Here is a 19,702-nt window from a genome sequence, read left to right as displayed (position 1 = left end):
TTAATTTCGAGCCAAAACACCATAACAAACCATACCCCAAACGTTACCACCAATTAGGAAGAATGAAAATTATACCAATCATATCCGCAACTTTCTTTTTATTGAGTTGCAATGGAGTAGATAAAAACAATAATGAAATGGGAATATTTGACAAACTTTTAGGAAAGAATAGTCCGAGCAAAAAAGAAGAGCCTAAAACATTCAATCAAGAAATTGAGAAAACCAGTGAAATTTTAGACGAATCGATATTTTGGCAAATTGTAGATAAGTCGATTAAAAACAGTAATGATGAATCTGGACAAATGTCATTTCTGGTTAAAGAAATTGAAAAACTAACTCCAAAAGAAATAATTGGATTCAGATTGAGAACAGATAAACTTCTTTATGATACTTATAACTCCGAAATGTGGTGTGCTGGATATATAATGAATGGCGGATGCTCAGATGATGGTTTCGAATATTTTAGAAACTGGGTGATTTCTCGTGGCAAAGAAGTTTATTATAGTGCAAAGGAAAACCCTGACAATTTGATTTCTGAATATGTTGAAGATAAAGAATATTACGACTTGGAAGATTTTTGGTATGTAGCTCTAACTGCGTTTAATAACAAAACTGGAAAAGACTTATACGATTATATATCTGATGACTTTAAAACAAACGAAGGGAATTATCCGCAGTTTGAGTTCACTTGGGAAGAAGAAAAGCCAGAAACAATGAAAGCAATTTGTCCAAGACTTTTCGAAAAAATGTGGAATTAAAAAAGAAAAAAGGTGGTAACAATGTATAAGAAATCATAGCCGCCTAGCGGCAGGCTACGCTTCTTATACTAACCGTCAGACTGCGCAAAAACTCTTACTATAAAGGTTTTAAATTTGATTAACTATTCGTATTTTAATAGTGTAATTAAACACTAATTTTTATATGGATTTTATTCAAGGATTTGACCGAAATCAATTACAAATGATATCGTTTGATGAATTTGTAAAACAAGACTCTTGGGCTAGAATAGTTGATTTGTTTGTAGCGTGTTTACCAATAGATACTTTAGGTTTTAAGCATGAACATGCAAGTCAGGGACGTCCACCATATGCCACAACAGACTTATTGAAACTATTGTTGTACGGCTACAAAAATCATTTACGATCATCACGCAAGTTAGCACATGCCTGTCAGGTTAATATGGAAGTGATTTGGCTAATCAAAGGACTCAAACCATCAGCTCGTAAAATTGCTTACTTTAGAAAAGATAATTCAAAAGCATTTAAACAGGCCTTTAGATATTTTGTACTAATGCTTAAAGACATGGAGCTTATTGATGGTCAAACTATAGCAATAGATTCATTTAAAATTAGAGCTCAGAATGCACTCAAAAACAATTTTAACCAAAAGAAAATTGACAGGCATATCAAGTATATTGATGATAAAATAAATGAATACCTAAGTCAATTAGAACAAGAAGATGAGCTCGATAAACAAGAAAAAATCAAACATAAAATAGAGTATCAGCATAATAAAAAACTTAATTATATAAACATAGAAAAGCAACTTATTGATAGTGAACAAACACAAATAAGTTTAAGCGATCCAGATGCCAGAAGTGTGGTGCTACACCGAAACATCATCAATGTAGGTTATTGTATACAGGCTGGATGTGATAGTAAACACAACCTATTTATTAATAACGATACGGGAACAGTAAACGACACTCATGCGCTGTCTCCAATGGCTTTAGATGCAAAAAAAATACTAAAATTGAAACAGATGAATGTTTTGACAGATAAAGGTTATACAACAGGGAAGCACATTGATATTTGCACCAAAAATAACATTACAACATTTTCATCACCAAAGGCACATTCTTCTCAAAACAACGGCTTGTATGATATGCAAATTTTTAAATACAATCCACAACAAGACTATTATACCTGTCCTGCTAATAAACTACTTAAAACCAACGGAACTATTTACAATAAAAACAAGCATAAAGTAAAACATTATAAAAACCGACAAGCCTGTAAAAATTGTGACCTTAGAGCACAATGTACCACCAATAAAAACGGACGATTTATTGAACGATCCATTTACCAAGAAGCCCTTGAGAATAATAAAAAAAGAGTAGATTCAAATCCAGACTATTATAGGTTAAGGCAACAAGTAACCGAACATCAATTCGGCACTTTAAAACGACAATGGGGATTTACCTTTACACTTATGAAAGGCAAAGAAAACGTACTTTCAGAAGTTAATTTGATGATGATGGTTTACAACCTTAGAAGACTTATGTCTATTTTTACTCCAAACGATCTAAAAAACAAGCTAAAAGCGCTTGACCGACATATTTTGCACCTATACAAGCTATTTTTAGACTTTACAAGACCCTATTTATTTAAAAGTAACTTCCTCGTTGTAAATCCACTAATAATTAAGCACCCTTAGAACAAGCTAAAAAAGAAATAATAGCTACTTTTACAATAATAATCAGAGTTTGTGCGCAAACTCCCGTTGGCAACAATTAAAATGACAAAACTAATTACATTTATAATTCTGATTTCATCATTGACTAATTCTTTTTGCCAAGAAAAGAGTGTTTTTGAAATAGAAGAAATATTAATTAAAAGCAAATTTGATAAAATAAAAATAGAAAATGATACTGACAAAAGGAAAGTTCTTTTTGAAGATGAAAAATACATTATTAAAGGAACTTGTATGGGAGAATGGGGAGGAACTACTTGGTTTGAAAATAAAAAAACTGGAAAGATTTATTCTTGTCAATCTACTTGCCCAAAATCAGTAAATAAAATTGAAAATAAATACATAATAACAAATTCTTTAGCTCATATGAGCGGCTATTCTGAAATAATTGAAGTGGATAATCCTGAAAATTTAGAGATATTTGAGAAACCTAAACCTAGAAAAGATAAAAACGGAAATTCAATGTATTACGCAGGAGATTTTGAATCTAAATCAAGAAAAGGAATAACAGTTCTTTGGAGTAAAGACGAAATTTTGACTTTGGTAAGTTTTTTATATAAAAACTTACTTTTTCATATAATGACATTTGATAACGCTACTTATCTCACAAAAATTAAGAAAGGAAAAATTATAATTATTGACAAAGTCTCTGAAAAAAGAATTTGGAGTCATCATATTGGAAAAAGAATTAGTAAAAATCGCACTATCCTTTATTTGGGGAGGAAAACTGAAAAAAGTCAATATCTAGAAATAGAAAACAATAAGCTGAAATTAGTTAGAAATAAATAACTGTTGCCAATAACTAAGCATATGGCGTGCCGATAGGCTAACGCTATATGATTTGTTGGGCGCATAAGGAATAAAACATATAATATACTTACCACAAAACACCTTTTACGAGGTGTTTTTTTATGTCCAATATTTAAGTAAATGAATTATAGAATAATAGTTGTTCACTAGATCAAAACAGCTTTTCATTTGAATATCAGCTACTTATTTTGTATATTTGTATAAGCACATCGGGGCTTTTAAAATAATCCGATTCTTCACGGCGTGCAGCCATAAGCACAAATTACTTACAAATTTATAATGTTTGAAAAAACTAAAAGGCATTGATGGTCAATTAGATGATGCATGGAGTCTATTGGTCAAATTAAGAGCCAAGAATAAATGCGAGTATTGTGGGAAGACACCTCGACTAAACAGTCATCATATATTCTCTCGTTCTAAGCGTTCCACTAGATGGCTGCCTGAGAATGGGATTTGCTTATGTGTAGCTCATCATGTCTTTAGTGGTGTTTTTTCAGCACATAAGACTCCACTTGAGTTCGTTGATTGGCTAGAAAGATATAAGGGCAGAGACTACATTGACAGGCTTAGGATAAAGGCTAATACGATAAGCAAACTTCACGCTTTCGAAAAGAAGATACTACTTCAAGAGCTAAAAAAGGAAATCAAAGAACTTCAAGCAAGTGTAAAGTTGTTTAATTAATATAAAAATGGGAGCACCTAAGAAAAATCAGTTTTGGAAACTTAGAAGTAAACACGGAAGGAATAAATTATTTGAAACTCCAGAATTACTTTACGATGCTTGTTGTGAGTATTTTGAATGGTGTGATAACAATCCATTAATGGAAGCCCAAATTGTAAAAGGTAATAGAGTAGAAGAGATCAGCACACCTGTAAATCAAGATAAAGGGAAAACTTTTAATTCTAAAGTAAAAACAACGATTCCATATGATATTGCTGAATTACCTAAAATGCGTCCTTACACCTTATCTGGACTATGCCTTTATTTAGATTGTAATCAAGCTTACTTCAATCATTTTGAAAGGAGATTAGAAGAGATAAGAGAAGAAGAAAAGACTGAACTAGACAAAGATTTTTCTAAGATCATTACACGTGTGCGTGAAATTATCTATACTCAAAAGTTTGAAGGTGCAGCAGCAGGGTTTTTAAATCCTAACATCATTGCAAGAGATCTAGGCTTAGTTGATCGTAAAGAAAATAATGTTAAAGGCTTGGACTTAGGAGTGAGATACAAAGCTAAATACGAAAATTGAAGGCAGGCACGAACATACCGACAATTACTTATTCAAGGAAGTGGTTTAATCCTTTATTCTTTATTATAGAGGATATTATAGATAACATGCCAAAAGTGAAGAGGGTTTTTACTTATGGAGGAAAGTCTTCAAGTAAAACAGTGTCTATATGTCAAAATATTGCCAAAAAAGGTATTGAAGAAGGGAGAAGTTCAATTCTGCTTAGGAAAGAATCGGCTAGAGTTAAGACTACCATTAAGAAGTCTTTTGAGCTAGCTATAAAAACTAGTCGTTTACAAGAAGGATGGACGAAACTTGATCGTCAATTTAGATCCATAGCTGGTACAGAAGCGATTTTAACAGGTATAGATAACGAGGATAAGGCAAAAGGGGTTGAGGGGTATGACTTTATTTTGCTTGACGAGTTGGATCAGTTTTTTAAATCAGAATACGATCAAATAAACCTATCATTACGAGGAGAAGGGAGAAAAATATTATTTGCGACATGGAATCCAGTAAGTAAGAATAGTTGGGTAAAAAAAGAACTGGTAGATCAATATCAATGGTTACTCACCGATTATATATTACCTAATCCTAAGAGTTCGGTTAAAATATCAAGTTGCGGCACCACAATATTAATTCACACAAACTATTTAGACAACTATTGGACAATAGGAAGCCCTTGTGGTACTTATGGTTTTAAAGACGAAAGTCTAATAGCAGATTATAATATATTAAAGAAAACCAACCCTAACGCATATAAGGTAAACGTACAAGGGTTGTGGGGCAATGTCAGTCGAGGTGGCGAATTTTATAAGTCATTTGATTCAAACATTAACGTTGTAAAACACAAGTATAATCCAGAACTACCTCTACATCTTTCATTCGATGAAAACGTAAATCCATATATATCATTATCAGTATATCAGGCAGAAGGCAAGAAAGCTAGGAAAATCAACGAAATATGTTTGGAACACCCATTTAATACATTAAGACATACTTTGGATAAGCTTGTTAAGCTTTACCCTAACAATAATCATAAGATATACATCTACGGAGACCGCACTAGTTTAAAGGCTGATTCTAAGTTAGAAAAAGGTCAAAACTTCTTTACTATAATTGAAAACCATCTAAAAAAAGCAGGATATAAAACAGAACGTAGGTTGCCGAGCAAGAACCCTAACGTACAATTACGAGGGAGCTTTATGAACGATATTTTTTCAGGGTATATAGAGGGCGTTAGTTATTCGATAGATGAAGATTGTACTAAAACTATTGATGACTATGAATGTGTAAAAGAAGCCCCTGACGGCACAAAACATAAAAAGAAGATTAAACATCCTGTTACTAAAATCACATATGAAGAGCATGGGCATTTAACTGATACGGATGATTATTTCATGTGCGAATATTTTAAAGAGGATTTTGCAAAATACTCTGGCGCTGAAAGGAAACCAAGAAAAGCTAAACATTTAAAAATTAGATGAAAGTTAGAGAGCTTATAAAATATAGTGATGACGAACTAAAAGAAGTCGTAACACTCTCGAAGTTAATACCAGAAAGCGTGACTTCAATGTTTGATATAAAGCCTTTTATTCATTTGAAGTACGAAGATGTGATAAGGTTGAAAAGAATGATAGAGGAAAATAATATAGTAGATGATGATATGATAAAATTTGTAGCAAAATTGAATGGAGTAACCGTTAGGAAGAAGACCATTTATAATAGTAACATCAAAAACTATTTCAAGACAGTAAATATCATTGAAGCAAATTTTAAAAAAATAAACGAATACGAAAGGTTACTCGCCACCGAAACAGATAGTGAGTTATTATCCGCAGGAATTGAAAACTTGAATCAGTTTGGAGACTTAAACACGATAGATGCTCTTGCAGATGGAGATATATTAAAATGGGAATTGGTGTTAAAGATAGAATGGTGGGATGTTTTTAATAAGTTATACAAAACAAAGATTGAAAACGATATAAAGAGAAATTTAGAAATACAACGAGAAAAAAAACAGTAAAATGATTAATCAAACATTAACAAGTTTATTTAAAAAATGGAACACTGAACAAAAGTGCGGCAAATGTTGGGTATATGTTAAAACCTTCAATGATCATATAAAAGGCACTACAAACATCTATAAACCAAAAAAGGATAGCAAATGTTGTACTCATATTTTTCTGGAAGGTCTTGTAATAAAACCAAATAAAACAATAAATGACCTCACTGGTATAGCAACGATTACCCATTGCGATTACTTGTTGCATTTCAAAATAGTTGAACTATCTGATTTTCAAAAACAAAAAGGGACAGAGTTTAATTGTGATGAAGGTATTTATGATAAACACGTTGATCCATTAATGGATTGTATATCATGCAATTTTGAAGACGACATGTGTACAATGTTTGATGGAAATACGGGAATAGTGTTTAACGAAGAGACAAAACCGTTGTTTTCATTTGGAGATAGTAATTGGGCAGGTGTTGATTATAGAGTGACTGTTAGACAATATTTTAATTAATAATAAAACTACAATGGATTTATTAAAGACCATAGATGAAGCATTAGAAGTTGAGTTACTTGAAATTATCGAGGAACTTAAACAAAAACATATTGATTTAGGACAAAAAGCATCAGGTAAATGGATTGAATCTTTAGAGGTAGTCGTAAGTAGCGGTAAAGGAGTTATTTACGGAACAGACTATACTGAATACTTAACAAAAGGTAGACGACCTGGAGCGTTACCTCCAATAAGTCCACTAGAAGAATGGGTGAAAGTAAAGTTAAAGAAAACAGGGAAAGAGGCGTTAAATGTTGCTTGGGCTGTTGCGGTTAAAATAAGTAAACAGGGTACAGAAATATACAAAGATGGTGGAAGTGATTTGATAGACGGGGTAATAACAGATCAAAGAGTGCAGCAAATATATGAAAACGTAGGTCGAGTAGTCGCTTTTAAAATAGAAGAATCAATATTAAAAGAAGTAGCATAATGGAAAATGTAGAATCAATTACAGATAAAGAGATTGAACAAATAAAGTTAAATGTAAGAAAAGAGTTTGATAAAAAAACAAGGATACTTACTAAAGCAATTCAATTATCAATAATTGTATTAGGAGCTGTTTTTGTAGGGTGCACAGTTTATGTGCTTAAATGGCATGTTTTGACATTACTAGGAGTCTTAATTAGTATCAATTACGTAACACAATTAATATTAGATAGAAATGCCAACTGAGATAAAAGGAATCATATATCGACCTCTTGTATTGATTGAGGATGAGCGTTGTAAATTATGCCCTGAAATACCAACATCTTTATCTGTTAGCCCTGTTTTAATAGAAAGTGGAGAATCATTGTTTAGTATAGTTGGTTCTTGTATTGGCAATGACCTACCCCCAAAGTATTTCTACAATCTCACGGATTTGCCACTACCGATTGAGAACGAAGCGCTATTGACTTCCTTAAATGTAGGCACCGTTTTTACAAATTCAACAAAAGACCCTAAAACGGTTTATGTTTATATGAAATGTGAAGATAACGACGGTTGCGTAACATGGGATTCTACATCTTTTCAAGTTAATGGAATCGAGTTACCTGCCACACCTCCTGTAGCGAATGCAGGTATAGATCAAGTTGTGTCTTTATATGAAGTGGTTAGTTTAAATGGAACTGGAAGCACAGATAGTGACGGAACAATCGTCACTTATTTTTGGGAACGATTAAGTGAGGGAGCATCAACTATTACCAACCCACATTCAGGAGTAACAACTGTAACAGGATTACAAGAAGGAGCTTATATATTTCAATTAACAGTAACAGATGATAGTGGATTAACTGATACCGACACTATCCAAGTTGTAGTATTACCAGCAATATTGTTTCCTGGGGGAGAAAGAGATGAAGTGGAGATAATGTCGCAAAGCAATGATAGCTGTGGATCTTGCATGGCAGTTCAAGTTACAGTGCCCCAAGGAGAAACAAGAATAGTTACTATTACTAAAAGTGGAAGTGGAGGATATGGTTATCGAGGAGTTGCTTGTTTAACTAGTCTGAATCCTATCACTTCAAACATGACAGAAACTATTAGCGGAGATAAAGTATACACTTTTGGGATCGATGCTGCAACAGGAAATCAGCTAGCAATTACAACAATAACATTAAGTGTAACAGGGGGTAATTCTGTCACATTAACAAGAAGTCATAATTCACCAGTTCAACATTGTTAAAGAATGAAACGAGTAACAGCATATAATAATAACTATCATAAATACACGTCAAGTGTTCCTGAAGAAGCTGATTTCTCCGAAATTACATTCGGAGATATTAAATACATCCTTCAGCCTGATAGAAATGGTGTTTTTACCTTTAATACATATGAATTTTCAAGAGAACTTTTCAATTATTCTGACGATTTCAATTATACAGAAAGTATTATAGACAACAACCAATCAATACAAATAACCTTTAATATAAAAATTGTTTTACTTGATGGGGAAGAAGAACTAAGTACGTTTGAAGTGACTTTCTTTAATGGTGTATTTCAAAGATGGGAATGTCCATTTGTCGAGGATGGAGTAATAAACCTGTCTGATATTCAAATGCCATATTTTACTGGATACCCTTTTGAATATAGTGACGTATCAAACCACACTGTAACTCGAGTATTAATTGGTAACGGTAGCGATATTGGTGATGATACCAATGTTAGAAGTATCGATAAAAGCTGTGATGGATTTTATTTAAAGTGGCATAACTCAAGGTTTGGATACTGTTACTATTTGTTTGAAAGAATAGGTAAAGAGAAATTTAGCACCAAAAGCATAGGTGATTTAAGAGAGCATTTTTCTTCGACTGATAATTATTTAGATATAGGCAAATCTGGACAGAGAAAGATAGATTTATTTGCCAATATAGATTATAGAGATAGAGAGATTATAAAGTCACTCGCAAAATCTAATGAGGTTTATTTATTCACTGGTAATCGATTCGAAGAAGCTCACAAGGCTCTATGGTTAGAAGTTAAGATAGATAAAGTAAAGGTAGATGAAACCAATAAAAATAACACTTTTGATCAGTTGATTACAATAAATCTTCCAAAAGAAAAAATGAGAACTAGAATATAATGAGTGAAGTAAGATTATATTTAGATGGAGAGCTTGTCGACATTGACCCTAAAACGGAGATAGTGGAGACAAAACAGATAAACAACTTGTTTGAGCTGCGAGATAGGCAGACTTCGTTTACTAATTCTTTCACTCTTCTACTTACCAATGAAACGAGTAAATTACTTGATAGGGTTGGTGATACTTACAATACATCTAATAAACCTTATAGAATATTAGTCCCTGAAGTTTACAGGGGAGGAACACCAACAATAACAGACGGAAAGTTTGTTATTAAATCCGTGATAGAAAGAAAAAAAGTAAAGGGAAATATACAGGATGGTATTGTATCGCTTTTTGATGCAATGGGAAATAAATCTTTAGCTTCATTAAATTTTGCAGGAGTTTCACATGAATTTACTGCGTCTAATGTTCTTTCAAGTTTCACTAATGAATGGGAGGATGGATACATTTACTCTTTGGCTGATTATGGTTCGTTTAATGCAGAGAATATTGACTTAAGGTATCAAGTGCCTTCGCTTTTTTTAAAATGGATTTGGGAACAGTTGTTTATTGGTGCAGGGTTTACATATTCTTACAGAGGTTTTGAAAATCCATTAGAAAGTGAAGACTTTAAAAATAAAATATTAACATTAGACAAGGGATTCGTTTTTAAAGAAGAACCTCCTGCTCCTGAGCAGAAGTTGGAATTAAAAAGTATAGATACTATTACTGAAGATGGTAGAAAGTATATTCGTTTAATTGAATTGCTAGATACAGATGGTTGTCACAGTATAGCGTCATCACCAAACAACAATGAGAGCCTCATAATGATTACATCTAATAATTATTATGAAATAACAATAAACGGTGACCTCACAGGGGATGCTGTAATAGTCATTGAGTTAGATGATAACGAACTGTTTAAGGTGACTCCTTCTAAAGGTTTTGATGAATCTATACTGGTTTATTTATCCATAGACAGTAAGATAAAAATATACTCTGAAGGCGTTCCTGACTATTCCTATTCTTTTACGTTAAAGATGTTTAGAAGTAGTGGGGTAAATCATATTAATTTTAATTCATTTTTAAATAACATTAAACAAAAAGACTTCTTTAAAACAGTTTTACAGCTATATGGTTTAATGTTTCAAAGACAGAAAGGCACGAACAATTATGAGTTTATAAGAGTTGATGACTTATTTCTTAATAGGACAAATGCGCAAGATTTATCTGACAAGTTCTTTAGGTTGGAGGTTGAAAAATTTAAGTTTGGTAGTTATGGTCAAGTCAATGAGCTCAGGTATAACTATGATGATGCAGGGTCAACGTTTGCAAACGGATCTTTCTTTATAGATGACCAGACCTTAAAAGAAAATTCAGTTTTATTAACAGTTCCGTTTAAAGCTCCTAAAGTTGGTGCGACAGCATTTAATGGTGAGTTGATTTATGAGGCATCATTATTTAATGTTCAACGAAACGATGATGGAACAATCAAAGAAATAAAGCCCAAAAGCACAAAGCCCTACATCATGAACATCGTGAAAAAGATTGGAAGATTTGACTATAATTTAGGAGGTGTTATAAATACATATAATGGTTTAGTTGCAGTGTCAAATTTTGAGGGATTAAACTTTAACATACTGTTAGCGAATCATTACAGTTCATTCATTAGAACAATTAACAGAACAAAGGTTTATCAAGTAGAAATGGAGCTCACAGCTATGGATGTTTATCTGTTTGACTTTTTGAAGCTTGTTTACCTAGAGCAAGAACAAAAGTACTTCTATTGTAATAGGATAAAAAACTTCAGGGGTGGAAAAAAAACGAAAATAGAATTAATACACGTCAATACAAGTCGTCAAACAAAAGGTGAGTATAACGATGATTACAGTAATGATTATAATATTTAAGATATGACAAGAATTAGCAGAAATGAATTAATAGGAGCAAGTAATGATAAATTCCCTACCAATAGTGCAAAAACGATTAAAGCAGTAGATCATAGATCGTATAACTCTAATATGATTGATAGCAAATTTAATTGGGTTGACGATGAAATTAAACTTGTTTGGTGGGATAAAGATAATAACTTAACTCTAGCTGATTATTTAAGTCAGCTACAGGAAGATGCATACGCTCCTTTGGCTGAGGGAACTATAGATTTAGGAGATGTTAAGGGTCAACCAACTGGTAACATACCTGTTACGGGAGATTTTAATTCTGCAACAAAGTCTAGCCCTTATGGCGATGTTATTAACGTAACTATGGATGATGTAGGAACTTCTAATTATATAATAATTACGGAAGTTCACGCAAACTCACCACATCAATTATTATTACTTAACAACTGGACATCAAATAAGACAAGTACGTCATTCACTATCGGGATAGATGAGGCAGGGAGTATAGTTCAAAATATAAAGTTTGTTGTACAACTATTAAAATTCAATTGATGATGAGATACACAATAAAAATAAACGAACACAATAAGGTTATATCTGTAAAACGATGGAAACCTGAATATAAAACCGTTTTTAATAAAAAAGGATTGCCTATAGGTACTGAAAAAACATACAACATTCCCAGTGATTTAGAAGAGATTTCCCAGGATGTGTATCTGGATTTAACGCAAAGAACAGATTTACCTTTTATAAAGTGGGTAGATTCAAAAATTATTCAAGAAACAACTTTAGAGAGAGATACAAGAGAGAAGTTAATAATTGAGTCTCATAAAGATTTAAAAACAAAGAAGCTAAAACAACAATTAAAAGCATTATCAAAATATGTTGTTTTAACAGAAGAAGGCGAGAGCTTATTAAAACTAGATGAATGAAAAAAATAATAGCTGAATTTGAAATAGGTGCAGATGTGTTGTTGAAACAGGCATCGGACACCAAGGATGTTCTCGATCTTTTAATCAAACAACAAAAAAAATTAAAAGACTCCGGAGATACGTCTTCAGCTACTTTCGTTAAAAATGCTTCAGAAATTAAAAGGTTACGTTCTGAATATAATACATACACCAAAAGTTTAAGCGCTACTATTGATAGTACAAATAAGCAAGGCAGGACACAAGTCGTTCTAACTAATGAACTTAAAAAAACAGCTAAATCCGTTAACGGAGCAAAGCAATCTAATAAGGAACTCCTTAAAATACGAGACCAGTTAAACCTGTCCACCAAAGAAGGGGAAAATGCACAACAAGCTATTAATAAAAAGATCAATGAAAATAACAACTTCATAAAAGAAAATGTAAGTGAGTTAGAACAACAAAAAATTGGGATAGGAGGCTATGAAAGTGCTTTAACAGATGTTATTGATAAAAATGGACTGTTTGGTACGTCTCTAAAAGGAACAGCAACGGATCTAAAGAATGTTATTTCACCATTGTCAAATGCAGTGATTCAAATGTTTGGCTTAAGCAAGGCTCAACAAGCAACAACCTCTAAAACATCAAAAACTACAAAAGCATTACGAGCTTTCAAAATAGCTTTAATAAGTACTGGTATCGGTGCAATAGTGGTTGCTATTGGAGCTTTAGTAGCTGGGTTCGCGAGTACTCAAAAAGGAGCAGATGCAATAAGTAAGGCTTTAGCTCCCGTAAAAGGAGCTCTTCAAGGTGTTGTTTCAATTGTTCAAAAGCTGGCATTAAACCTTGGTGATATTGCTAAAAATGTGTTCGGTCAATTTAAGGATAGTTTTACAATTTTGTCTACAGGATTTATACAAGGAGCTAATCAAATGCGTCTTGTCTGGGCTAAAGTTTTCGGGACAGACAATGAGGTAAAAGAGATACAAAACGACATAACTAAAAGGCAGGAGGAATTTACTAATGCAGTTGAGAGAACAAAGCAAAGAGTTCAAGGGGTTAAGCAAGGCTTCAAAAATGCTGGAAAAGAAATAGCAGAGGCAGCTAAGAGACAAAGTGAGATTGTAGATAAAACCATTGCACTCGAAGAAGCTAACATTAGATTCGTTGGAGTTCAGTCAGAATTGAACAGACAAATAAAAGAACAAAACAAACTAGCAGAAGACACTAACAACACTTTAGCAGAGAGAGAAGCGGCTGCAATTAAATCCGTCAAATTATCGGAACAATTACTAATAGAGGAACAAAAAATAATTCAGGCAGAATTAGATATTTTAGATTTAAAAAACGCCCAGACAGACACTTCAAGAGAAGACCTGCAAGCTAGAGCGGATTTAGCGGCAAAATTAAACCAAGTGGAAACTGCTCAGTTAGAACTTCAGACAACGCAGCAAAACAAGGTAAATACAATTCGTAGAGAAGCAGAAGCCAAACGTCAAAAACACTTACAAGAAGTAGCAAAACAGCAACAAGAAGCTATTAAAAGACAGGAAGTCACACTGAAGTTATTTGAGTTACAAAACCAAGCAGAAGCAGATAATGCAGAAGAAAAAAAACAATTAATTGACGATGTTTTACAAAAAGAGCTTGCGATAATTGATGCTAAACAAAAAGCAGGTCTTTCCGAAGATGCAGCTGAAATAGCAAGAATAGAAGCTCGCAAGAAGTCTAAAGATAAAATAGCTGAGATTATTGAGCAAGAAAAAGAAATCGAGAGAAGTAGGTTAGAGTTTAAAACGCAGTTAGTAGAACAAGAGAAAAGACTCGAAACACAAAAAGAAAACCTTCTCCAATCTATAAGAAATGAAAAAAGACTTTTAGAAGCTGAGACACAGCAAGAACAGGCAGAGATCCAATTAGAGTTAGCAAATCAGCAAGCGCAGTCAAGGATAGAAAATGAACTTGTTAATTTACAGGCTGAAGAAGAAGCTAAACGTGAAAAAAAGTTAGAGTTCGAGTTAGAAAATGCAGAAACAGAAGCAGAGAGAGACGAATTAAAAGCAGAATCACAAACTGAAAAGTTAGCAAGAGACTTGGAATTTGAGGAGGCGAAAACCCTTGCTTTTCTGGAATTAGAAAACAACTATCAGTTAAAAAAGAAAGAACTTGAAGATAAGGCAAGGTTGGCAGAAACTATTGCTGACATAGAAAACTTCAAAAATAGGGTATCAATTGTTCAGAAAGGAGCAAATGATCTATTAACTATATCTAATGCTCTTTTTGGAAAGAGCAAAGCAGCTGCAATTGCTAGTGTAATAGTTGGTAGAGCGGCTGCAATTGGTCAAATTATAGCTAATACTGGGATAGCAAATGCAAAAGCTATTGCCGCAACTCCATTAACCGCTGGTCAACCTTTTGTTACAATCAATTCTATATCGGCAGGGTTAAGTGTTGGGGCGTCCCTAGCAAGTGGAGCAAAGGCGATAAGCGAAATATCATCAGCAAAAGCAGCAAAAGGTATAACCTTAAAAGGATCGTCCCATGCTAATGGAGGTGTTGGTCTTTATGACGAACTTGGAAACAAGGTAGTGGAAGCAGAAGGAGGCGAAAATGTATATGCCATTACTAATAAAGAAGCATCAAGTGTTATTAATAGACATGGTTTGCTAGGAGCATTAAGTATGATTAATCAAGGTATTGGAGGGGGGATACCGTTAAGTAAATCAGTAACGTACGCGCAGTCGGGTGGTTTAGTTCAAACTAGGTTACAATCCCCTACTAGTCAAAACCAATCGAACCGAGAAATAGTAGAAGGAATATCTGAAAACATCAACAATATAAAGGTGATTAATATAGCGCAGGAAACTGTAGATGTTGTAAATGACATTATAAATGTTGAAAATGAAGCTAATTTTTAAGATATGGGGGTATTAGAGAGAGCAAAAGCAATAACAAAAAAAATAGAAAGTGTAATCACTAAAAGAAGTGCTTTAGATGGTTTGTTTCAAGGAGTTTATCACTACAAAAATCCAAATCCTGTTGTCGAAGAACTTAAAGACAATAGAGCTGAAATATGTGAGACTTGCGATAGCATACAAGAAGATGATTTTCAAAAGATAGAAGACAAAGACAACAGAATAAGTGGTAAAATGTGTGGAGAATGTTTCTGTTCATTACCATATTTATTGAGACAAACGAAAAAGGGATGTGAATTAAATAAATGGTAAAAAGTGTATAAAGTATTAAGGAGGCTTGAGTGCATGGGTATGCTAAATCTTCTCATAAAAGAGGGGATAATCTCTTGTACTATAGAAAGTCATAAAACAATTTACGAATATTATTTAAAAGAGAAACAAAAAGGTATTGGTACTACACAAGCTGTCACCAATGTATCTGAAGTGTTTGGTAATTCAGAGACTCATATATATAATATTATCAATAAAATGAAAGGGTGATTTTTATTTATAGAATTTCTTGATTTCTTTTTCGAACCTAGCTTCTTCAGGTGTTTTTACTTTATCAACAGGCAATGCGTAATTGTTTTTATCTAGCCATTTTAAATATTCATCGTAATTCTTGTCATTTATTTGTCTTTTGGTATGATAATCAATATAAGGGTTAATCGGTTTCTTTTGCTTTCTGACTAACGAAGAGCCAAACAACCATAATAACGAATATCCTACGCAAAACGATACCAGTAAAAAGATCAATAAAACTATAACTAAATACATGTCGTAAATATACAAAATACTCAACAAAGTTATTGAGTAAAACATTGATAATCAGTGGTAAATTTACTGTATGCAAAATGATATTTATTTAATAGGTGAGGTAGGTTATGATATTACACTGGATAGTGTCATTAATCAAGTTAAAAATACCGACCAGAGTAAACCTTTGAATGTGTATATACACTCTCCTGGTGGCTCTGTTTATGATGGGTTAGCCATTTACAGTTACTTCAAAACACTAAAACAAGATGTTAATACCATTTCACAAGGTCTTGTTGCTTCAATTGCATCTATATTCTACTTAGCAGGAAAGAAAGAGACTCGAAAAATAAATAGCACTGATGGTTTTCTAATTCATCTACCTAGTAATATGGAATGGGGTAATGCGCAAGATTTAGAAAAAACAGCGAAAGAATTAAGAAGTATTGAGGATAAGCTATCCACTATTTACGCTAACGAAACAAACCTAACTAAAGAAGAAGCATTAGATCTAATGAAAAAAGATGAAATGTTAGATGTTAGTTTTTTAAAAGAACAGGGATTTGTGTCTGAAATAATTGAATTTAAAGCAGTGGCAAACTTTAAGAATAAACCAAAGAAACAAGAGAATAAAATGGACAAGCAAGAATATTCAAAAGAAGAAAAAGGCGCAATAGCCAAATTTTTAAAAGGATTGGGTTTTGGAAGAAAAGAAGAAGCCAAAAACATTATTGTAAAAACTGCCTCTCAAGAGGATTTGGATTTTTATGAGAAAGAAGAAGGAGAGCCTGTAAAAGGTGATAAAGCAACATTAAACGATGAAAAGCCAAATGGTGAAGTAGTTATGGCAGACGGTAGAATATTTGTCTTTGTTGATGGGGTTTTAGATGAGATTAAAGACGCTTCAGAAGAAGAGGATTTACAAGCGCAACTGGAAGCTTTAAAAAAAGAGAATACACGATTAAAACAGGAAATGGCTAATAAAGTAGAGAAATCAGAACTAGAATCTAAAAGGACTGAATTAGCAACGTTACAAAACACGCACAACGAGTTAGTTAATAAGCTAAAAGGATTCTCAAGTACAGTTACTGTTGATACTACAAATCGAACTCCAAAAACTGTTAATAATAAAAAGGAAACAGCAACAGAGCGTATGCAAAGATTAGCAAACGCATAAAACATTAAAAAAATGAAAATAGGAGGTATAGATTTTGACATTCAACCAATTTTAGACGAAATAACAGATGGTAAAAATGCTACGTCATTAGCGTTTAAAAACTTAATATATAAAGATTACCTAGAAGTTAGAGATGTAAAATTGTTTAACAAATTGGAAACAGGTGTTACTTGTGGAAAAAAGATAGGTTTTATAGATTTAGGTTATTCATATTCATTTATGAAATCTGCAGAGGATTTAGATAGTGGATGTGATTATAACGAATGTGACGTAAAAATAACAACTTCAACAAAAAAATGGGACACTCACGAATATAACTGTTCTACAAAATTTTGCAAAAAAAATATAGAGTGTGCTTTTGCTGAGTGGTTTGGGTTAAATTGTAATCATGGGGATGATCTGGATGATGCATTTGTGAAGTTTTTAGTCCACTGGTTTACTGAGCAGTTGAAAAGGTCGCTTTGGCGAAATGTGTGGTTTGCAGACAGCTCGAAAGCCCCATCTAGTTTATTGTACGGAAATGATGGGCAATGGTTACGTACCGTCGCTTCCGCTGCAGACAATAACAACCGTATAATAATTCCAGAGAACGCTAGCGCAGATTATAATGCACAAGATGCCTTAGCACCTGAACGTGGTTACGAAGTGTATTACGCTACTTATAAAAAATTGTTAAAGAATAGAAAATTAAAGAAAAGAAAAAAGCAGTTAGCAATTTTAACTACAGAAGAGTTGGCTCTTAATTATTTGGAATATTTAAGAGAAAACAATCAAGTAAAATGCTGTTATAAGCAAGATGTGACTCAAGAAGTATATACTCTTGAAAATCTAAATATTTACGGGCTACCTATTAAAGTGGTTGAGGAATGGGACGATATAATAAGGAGTGGCGAGTTTGTGGACTTAGATGATGGAAAAAAGTGGAATAGTCCTCACAGAGTTTTATTAACCTATAAAGAAAACATTCCTTTTGGCACTTGTGATGAAAAAATGCTAGAAGATGTAAGGCTGGTTTATGATCCTGTAAAAGAAGAACTACACATAAGAAGTAGTTATGATTTAGGAACAGAAGTAATCTTTGATGACGAAGTAATTATAGCAATTTAAAACAGAGAAACTTATGGGGGTTTGTGGAAAAATAAATACAGGGGCTGGTTATGATTGTGACCAGAAAGACACAGGAGGTATTGAACAGGTTGAAATTATTTTAATTAATAGAGGGGATATTGATTTATCAAACACTACGGTTAATCGTGATTCTAGTAATAAGCAACATAATATCTCTGAGTTAAATTTAGTAGGGGGTGCAGCTGCCTATAGTTTTCAGGGGATACCCTCTAAAAGGGTCTTAAGCGCATCATATACAAAACAGGACGGAGACTTTATAGATACAGTTGCACACACAGTGAATATAGCGTTTTACAATCAATGCGAGGAATCTTTAAACACGCTTAACCAATTTATTGATGGAGCGGAAGTTGTTGCTATTGTAGAGCAAAAGTCAAAAGGAAAAGACAATTCTTGTGCTTTTCAAATCTATGGTTTTGATAGAGGTTTGAAAGCAGGTGAATTAACATATAATTCAAATGAAAACAATGGTATTATTTTATTACCATTAACGTCAAGAGATCCTGATTTTGAGCCTTATGTTCCATATAAGTATGAGGAAGAAAACTATGCTAGCACACTGACCAAAATTGAATCATTAAAGTCAATGTAATTTTTTTAAAAGAACTATCGTATTAGATGTTAGATAAGGATGTAATAAATGAACGTCTGACCAACTTTGTTAGGTTGGATGTTCATTCTGTTTTAAAGAGTAAGGAATTAAGACAAGAGTATATTGACTTGCATGAACTTATAGAGGGTTATAAACCATCATGTACGGGATGTTCTGCTAAAAGTAAACTAGCTTCTTGGAGAGAGAAGTATTCAAAAGGTATTAAAATAGAAATTAAAAATCATACAAAAGTTATGTCAAATACATTTAAACTCAAAAAACAACATCCGAGATTAAGTATTCCTTTTTCAGGAGCAGTTATTACTCAATCTTCTCCTGACGATCTGGTTTGGTTTTACCTAGAACAGGCTAAAAACAAGAAAGAAAGGAAGCGAAGAGAATTATTTTTTGAAACACTTCCTGATGCTGATATTAAAGCAGAAAAAGAAGCAAAAGCGGAAGCCGAAAGAATTGCAAAGGAAAAGGCTGATTTAGAAGCAGAAGCGGAAGCCGAAAGAATTGCAAAGGAAAAGGCTGATTTAGAAGCAGAAGCGGAAGATGATATTTTAGATACAGGACATCAAAATACAGATAATAATCTTGTTCAGCGGACATCAGGAAACAAGAAGACAGGAAATAGAAATACTAGAAAATAGGTTTTAA

Annotated in this window: 21 protein-coding genes; 20 read left to right on the top strand and 1 reads right to left on the bottom strand. The window is 33.0% G+C overall.

The genetic code is table 11. The annotated features are described in order from the left end of the window. Window positions 1-62: 62 nt before the first annotated feature. The 16 genes from AC2TDS_RS05345 to AC2TDS_RS05270 all read left to right on the top strand — a co-directional run bounded on the left by AC2TDS_RS05345 (window position 63) and on the right by AC2TDS_RS05270 (window position 15,659). On the top strand, window positions 63-758 hold the full coding sequence (locus tag AC2TDS_RS05345) for a DUF4240 domain-containing protein (RefSeq protein ID WP_484738087.1): 696 nt from the start codon (window positions 63-65) through the stop codon (window positions 756-758). 163 nt (window positions 759-921) lie between these two features. Next, window positions 922-2,436, top strand: a complete 1,515-nt coding sequence (locus tag AC2TDS_RS05340; RefSeq protein WP_484737691.1) for an IS1182 family transposase — start codon at window positions 922-924, stop codon at window positions 2,434-2,436. An 81-nt stretch (window positions 2,437-2,517) separates the two neighbouring features. Beyond that, complete coding sequence (locus AC2TDS_RS05335) at window positions 2,518-3,261, top strand: hypothetical protein (protein WP_484738086.1); 744 nt, start codon at window positions 2,518-2,520, stop codon at window positions 3,259-3,261. 710 nt (window positions 3,262-3,971) lie between these two features. After that, window positions 3,972-4,535, top strand: a complete 564-nt coding sequence (locus tag AC2TDS_RS05330) for a terminase small subunit (RefSeq protein WP_484738085.1) — start codon at window positions 3,972-3,974, stop codon at window positions 4,533-4,535. Continuing rightward, window positions 4,532-6,001, top strand: a complete 1,470-nt coding sequence (locus AC2TDS_RS05325) for a phage terminase large subunit (RefSeq protein ID WP_484738084.1) — start codon at window positions 4,532-4,534, stop codon at window positions 5,999-6,001. The genes AC2TDS_RS05330 and AC2TDS_RS05325 overlap by 4 nt, the downstream gene beginning before the upstream one ends. Then, on the top strand, window positions 5,998-6,540 hold the full coding sequence (locus AC2TDS_RS05320) for a hypothetical protein (RefSeq protein WP_484738083.1): 543 nt from the start codon (window positions 5,998-6,000) through the stop codon (window positions 6,538-6,540). The genes AC2TDS_RS05325 and AC2TDS_RS05320 overlap by 4 nt, the downstream gene beginning before the upstream one ends. Window position 6,541: 1 nt before the next feature. Then, the gene (locus AC2TDS_RS05315; protein ID WP_484738082.1) at window positions 6,542-7,042 is read left to right on the top strand and encodes a hypothetical protein; all 501 of its coding nucleotides are present in this window, start codon (window positions 6,542-6,544) and stop codon (window positions 7,040-7,042) included. A 13-nt stretch (window positions 7,043-7,055) separates the two neighbouring features. Next, window positions 7,056-7,511, top strand: coding sequence for a hypothetical protein (locus AC2TDS_RS05310; protein WP_484738081.1), 456 nt, complete (start codon window positions 7,056-7,058; stop codon window positions 7,509-7,511). Next, window positions 7,511-7,753: a hypothetical protein gene (locus tag AC2TDS_RS05305; protein WP_484738080.1), complete on the top strand. Its 243-nt coding sequence runs from the start codon at window positions 7,511-7,513 to the stop codon at window positions 7,751-7,753. The genes AC2TDS_RS05310 and AC2TDS_RS05305 overlap by 1 nt, the downstream gene beginning before the upstream one ends. Next, window positions 7,743-8,744, top strand: a complete 1,002-nt coding sequence (locus tag AC2TDS_RS05300; protein ID WP_484738079.1) for a PKD domain-containing protein — start codon at window positions 7,743-7,745, stop codon at window positions 8,742-8,744. The genes AC2TDS_RS05305 and AC2TDS_RS05300 overlap by 11 nt, the downstream gene beginning before the upstream one ends. 3 nt (window positions 8,745-8,747) lie before the next feature. Beyond that, window positions 8,748-9,641, top strand: a complete 894-nt coding sequence (locus tag AC2TDS_RS05295) for a hypothetical protein (RefSeq protein ID WP_484738078.1) — start codon at window positions 8,748-8,750, stop codon at window positions 9,639-9,641. Further along, window positions 9,641-11,533 carry a hypothetical protein gene (locus AC2TDS_RS05290; RefSeq protein WP_484738077.1) on the top strand — a complete coding sequence of 631 codons (1,893 nt, stop codon included), beginning with the start codon at window positions 9,641-9,643 and terminating at the stop codon, window positions 11,531-11,533. Before AC2TDS_RS05295 ends, AC2TDS_RS05290 begins: the two co-directional genes overlap by 1 nt. Window positions 11,534-11,536: 3 nt before the next feature. Then, the gene (locus tag AC2TDS_RS05285) at window positions 11,537-12,076 is read left to right on the top strand and encodes a hypothetical protein (protein WP_484738076.1); all 540 of its coding nucleotides are present in this window, start codon (window positions 11,537-11,539) and stop codon (window positions 12,074-12,076) included. After that, complete coding sequence (locus AC2TDS_RS05280; protein ID WP_484738075.1) at window positions 12,076-12,456, top strand: hypothetical protein; 381 nt, start codon at window positions 12,076-12,078, stop codon at window positions 12,454-12,456. Before AC2TDS_RS05285 ends, AC2TDS_RS05280 begins: the two co-directional genes overlap by 1 nt. Further along, window positions 12,453-15,350 carry a hypothetical protein gene (locus tag AC2TDS_RS05275; protein ID WP_484738074.1) on the top strand — a complete coding sequence of 966 codons (2,898 nt, stop codon included), beginning with the start codon at window positions 12,453-12,455 and terminating at the stop codon, window positions 15,348-15,350. The genes AC2TDS_RS05280 and AC2TDS_RS05275 overlap by 4 nt, the downstream gene beginning before the upstream one ends. A 3-nt stretch (window positions 15,351-15,353) precedes the next feature. Further along, complete coding sequence (locus tag AC2TDS_RS05270; RefSeq protein ID WP_484738073.1) at window positions 15,354-15,659, top strand: hypothetical protein; 306 nt, start codon at window positions 15,354-15,356, stop codon at window positions 15,657-15,659. A gap of 231 nt (window positions 15,660-15,890) precedes the next feature. On the opposite strand, the gene AC2TDS_RS05265 is transcribed toward AC2TDS_RS05270, so the two are convergent. Beyond that, complete coding sequence (locus tag AC2TDS_RS05265; protein ID WP_484738072.1) at window positions 15,891-16,163, bottom strand: hypothetical protein; 273 nt, start codon at window positions 16,161-16,163, stop codon at window positions 15,891-15,893. A 70-nt stretch (window positions 16,164-16,233) separates the two neighbouring features. Between AC2TDS_RS05265 and AC2TDS_RS05260 the strand changes: the two genes are divergently transcribed. Genes AC2TDS_RS05260 through AC2TDS_RS05245 form a run of 4 tightly spaced genes read left to right on the top strand, consistent with a single transcriptional unit; the run spans window position 16,234 to window position 19,695 of the window. After that, window positions 16,234-17,319, top strand: a complete 1,086-nt coding sequence (locus AC2TDS_RS05260; protein ID WP_484738071.1) for an ATP-dependent Clp protease proteolytic subunit — start codon at window positions 16,234-16,236, stop codon at window positions 17,317-17,319. A 12-nt stretch (window positions 17,320-17,331) separates the two neighbouring features. Further along, entirely contained in the window at window positions 17,332-18,426 is a 1,095-nt protein-coding gene (locus AC2TDS_RS05255) for a hypothetical protein (protein ID WP_484738070.1), read from the top strand. Between the two features lie 13 nt (window positions 18,427-18,439). Next, entirely contained in the window at window positions 18,440-19,039 is a 600-nt protein-coding gene (locus tag AC2TDS_RS05250) for a hypothetical protein (protein ID WP_484738069.1), read from the top strand. 26 nt (window positions 19,040-19,065) lie between these two features. Further along, window positions 19,066-19,695: a hypothetical protein gene (locus AC2TDS_RS05245; protein ID WP_484738068.1), complete on the top strand. Its 630-nt coding sequence runs from the start codon at window positions 19,066-19,068 to the stop codon at window positions 19,693-19,695. Window positions 19,696-19,702 lie beyond the last annotated feature (7 nt).

The organism is Tenacibaculum profundicola, from assembly GCF_057220795.1.
The sequence above is the reverse complement of the archived record's forward strand: the minus strand, read 5'-3'. Positions and strand labels throughout refer to the sequence as shown.

What these genes read in the sequence shown, in the direction of transcription:
- AC2TDS_RS05245 (WP_484738068.1), top strand. Translation starts at nt 19,066, where the DNA reads ATGTTAGATAAGGATGTAATAAATGAACGTCTGACCAACTTTGTTAGG.
- AC2TDS_RS05315 (WP_484738082.1), top strand. Translation starts at nt 6,542, where the DNA reads ATGATTAATCAAACATTAACAAGTTTATTTAAAAAATGGAACACTGAA.
- AC2TDS_RS05300 (WP_484738079.1), top strand. Translation starts at nt 7,743, where the DNA reads ATGCCAACTGAGATAAAAGGAATCATATATCGACCTCTTGTATTGATT.
- AC2TDS_RS05255 (WP_484738070.1), top strand. Translation starts at nt 17,332, where the DNA reads ATGAAAATAGGAGGTATAGATTTTGACATTCAACCAATTTTAGACGAA.
- AC2TDS_RS05280 (WP_484738075.1), top strand. Translation starts at nt 12,076, where the DNA reads ATGATGAGATACACAATAAAAATAAACGAACACAATAAGGTTATATCT.
- AC2TDS_RS05275 (WP_484738074.1), top strand. Translation starts at nt 12,453, where the DNA reads ATGAAAAAAATAATAGCTGAATTTGAAATAGGTGCAGATGTGTTGTTG.
- AC2TDS_RS05250 (WP_484738069.1), top strand. Translation starts at nt 18,440, where the DNA reads ATGGGGGTTTGTGGAAAAATAAATACAGGGGCTGGTTATGATTGTGAC.
- AC2TDS_RS05270 (WP_484738073.1), top strand. Translation starts at nt 15,354, where the DNA reads ATGGGGGTATTAGAGAGAGCAAAAGCAATAACAAAAAAAATAGAAAGT.
- AC2TDS_RS05330 (WP_484738085.1), top strand. Translation starts at nt 3,972, where the DNA reads ATGGGAGCACCTAAGAAAAATCAGTTTTGGAAACTTAGAAGTAAACAC.
- AC2TDS_RS05345 (WP_484738087.1), top strand. Translation starts at nt 63, where the DNA reads ATGAAAATTATACCAATCATATCCGCAACTTTCTTTTTATTGAGTTGC.
- AC2TDS_RS05265 (WP_484738072.1), bottom strand. Translation starts at nt 16,163, where the DNA reads ATGTATTTAGTTATAGTTTTATTGATCTTTTTACTGGTATCGTTTTGC.
- AC2TDS_RS05260 (WP_484738071.1), top strand. Translation starts at nt 16,234, where the DNA reads ATGCAAAATGATATTTATTTAATAGGTGAGGTAGGTTATGATATTACA.
- AC2TDS_RS05285 (WP_484738076.1), top strand. Translation starts at nt 11,537, where the DNA reads ATGACAAGAATTAGCAGAAATGAATTAATAGGAGCAAGTAATGATAAA.
- AC2TDS_RS05295 (WP_484738078.1), top strand. Translation starts at nt 8,748, where the DNA reads ATGAAACGAGTAACAGCATATAATAATAACTATCATAAATACACGTCA.
- AC2TDS_RS05340 (WP_484737691.1), top strand. Translation starts at nt 922, where the DNA reads ATGGATTTTATTCAAGGATTTGACCGAAATCAATTACAAATGATATCG.
- AC2TDS_RS05290 (WP_484738077.1), top strand. Translation starts at nt 9,641, where the DNA reads ATGAGTGAAGTAAGATTATATTTAGATGGAGAGCTTGTCGACATTGAC.
- AC2TDS_RS05320 (WP_484738083.1), top strand. Translation starts at nt 5,998, where the DNA reads ATGAAAGTTAGAGAGCTTATAAAATATAGTGATGACGAACTAAAAGAA.
- AC2TDS_RS05310 (WP_484738081.1), top strand. Translation starts at nt 7,056, where the DNA reads ATGGATTTATTAAAGACCATAGATGAAGCATTAGAAGTTGAGTTACTT.
- AC2TDS_RS05335 (WP_484738086.1), top strand. Translation starts at nt 2,518, where the DNA reads ATGACAAAACTAATTACATTTATAATTCTGATTTCATCATTGACTAAT.
- AC2TDS_RS05305 (WP_484738080.1), top strand. Translation starts at nt 7,511, where the DNA reads ATGGAAAATGTAGAATCAATTACAGATAAAGAGATTGAACAAATAAAG.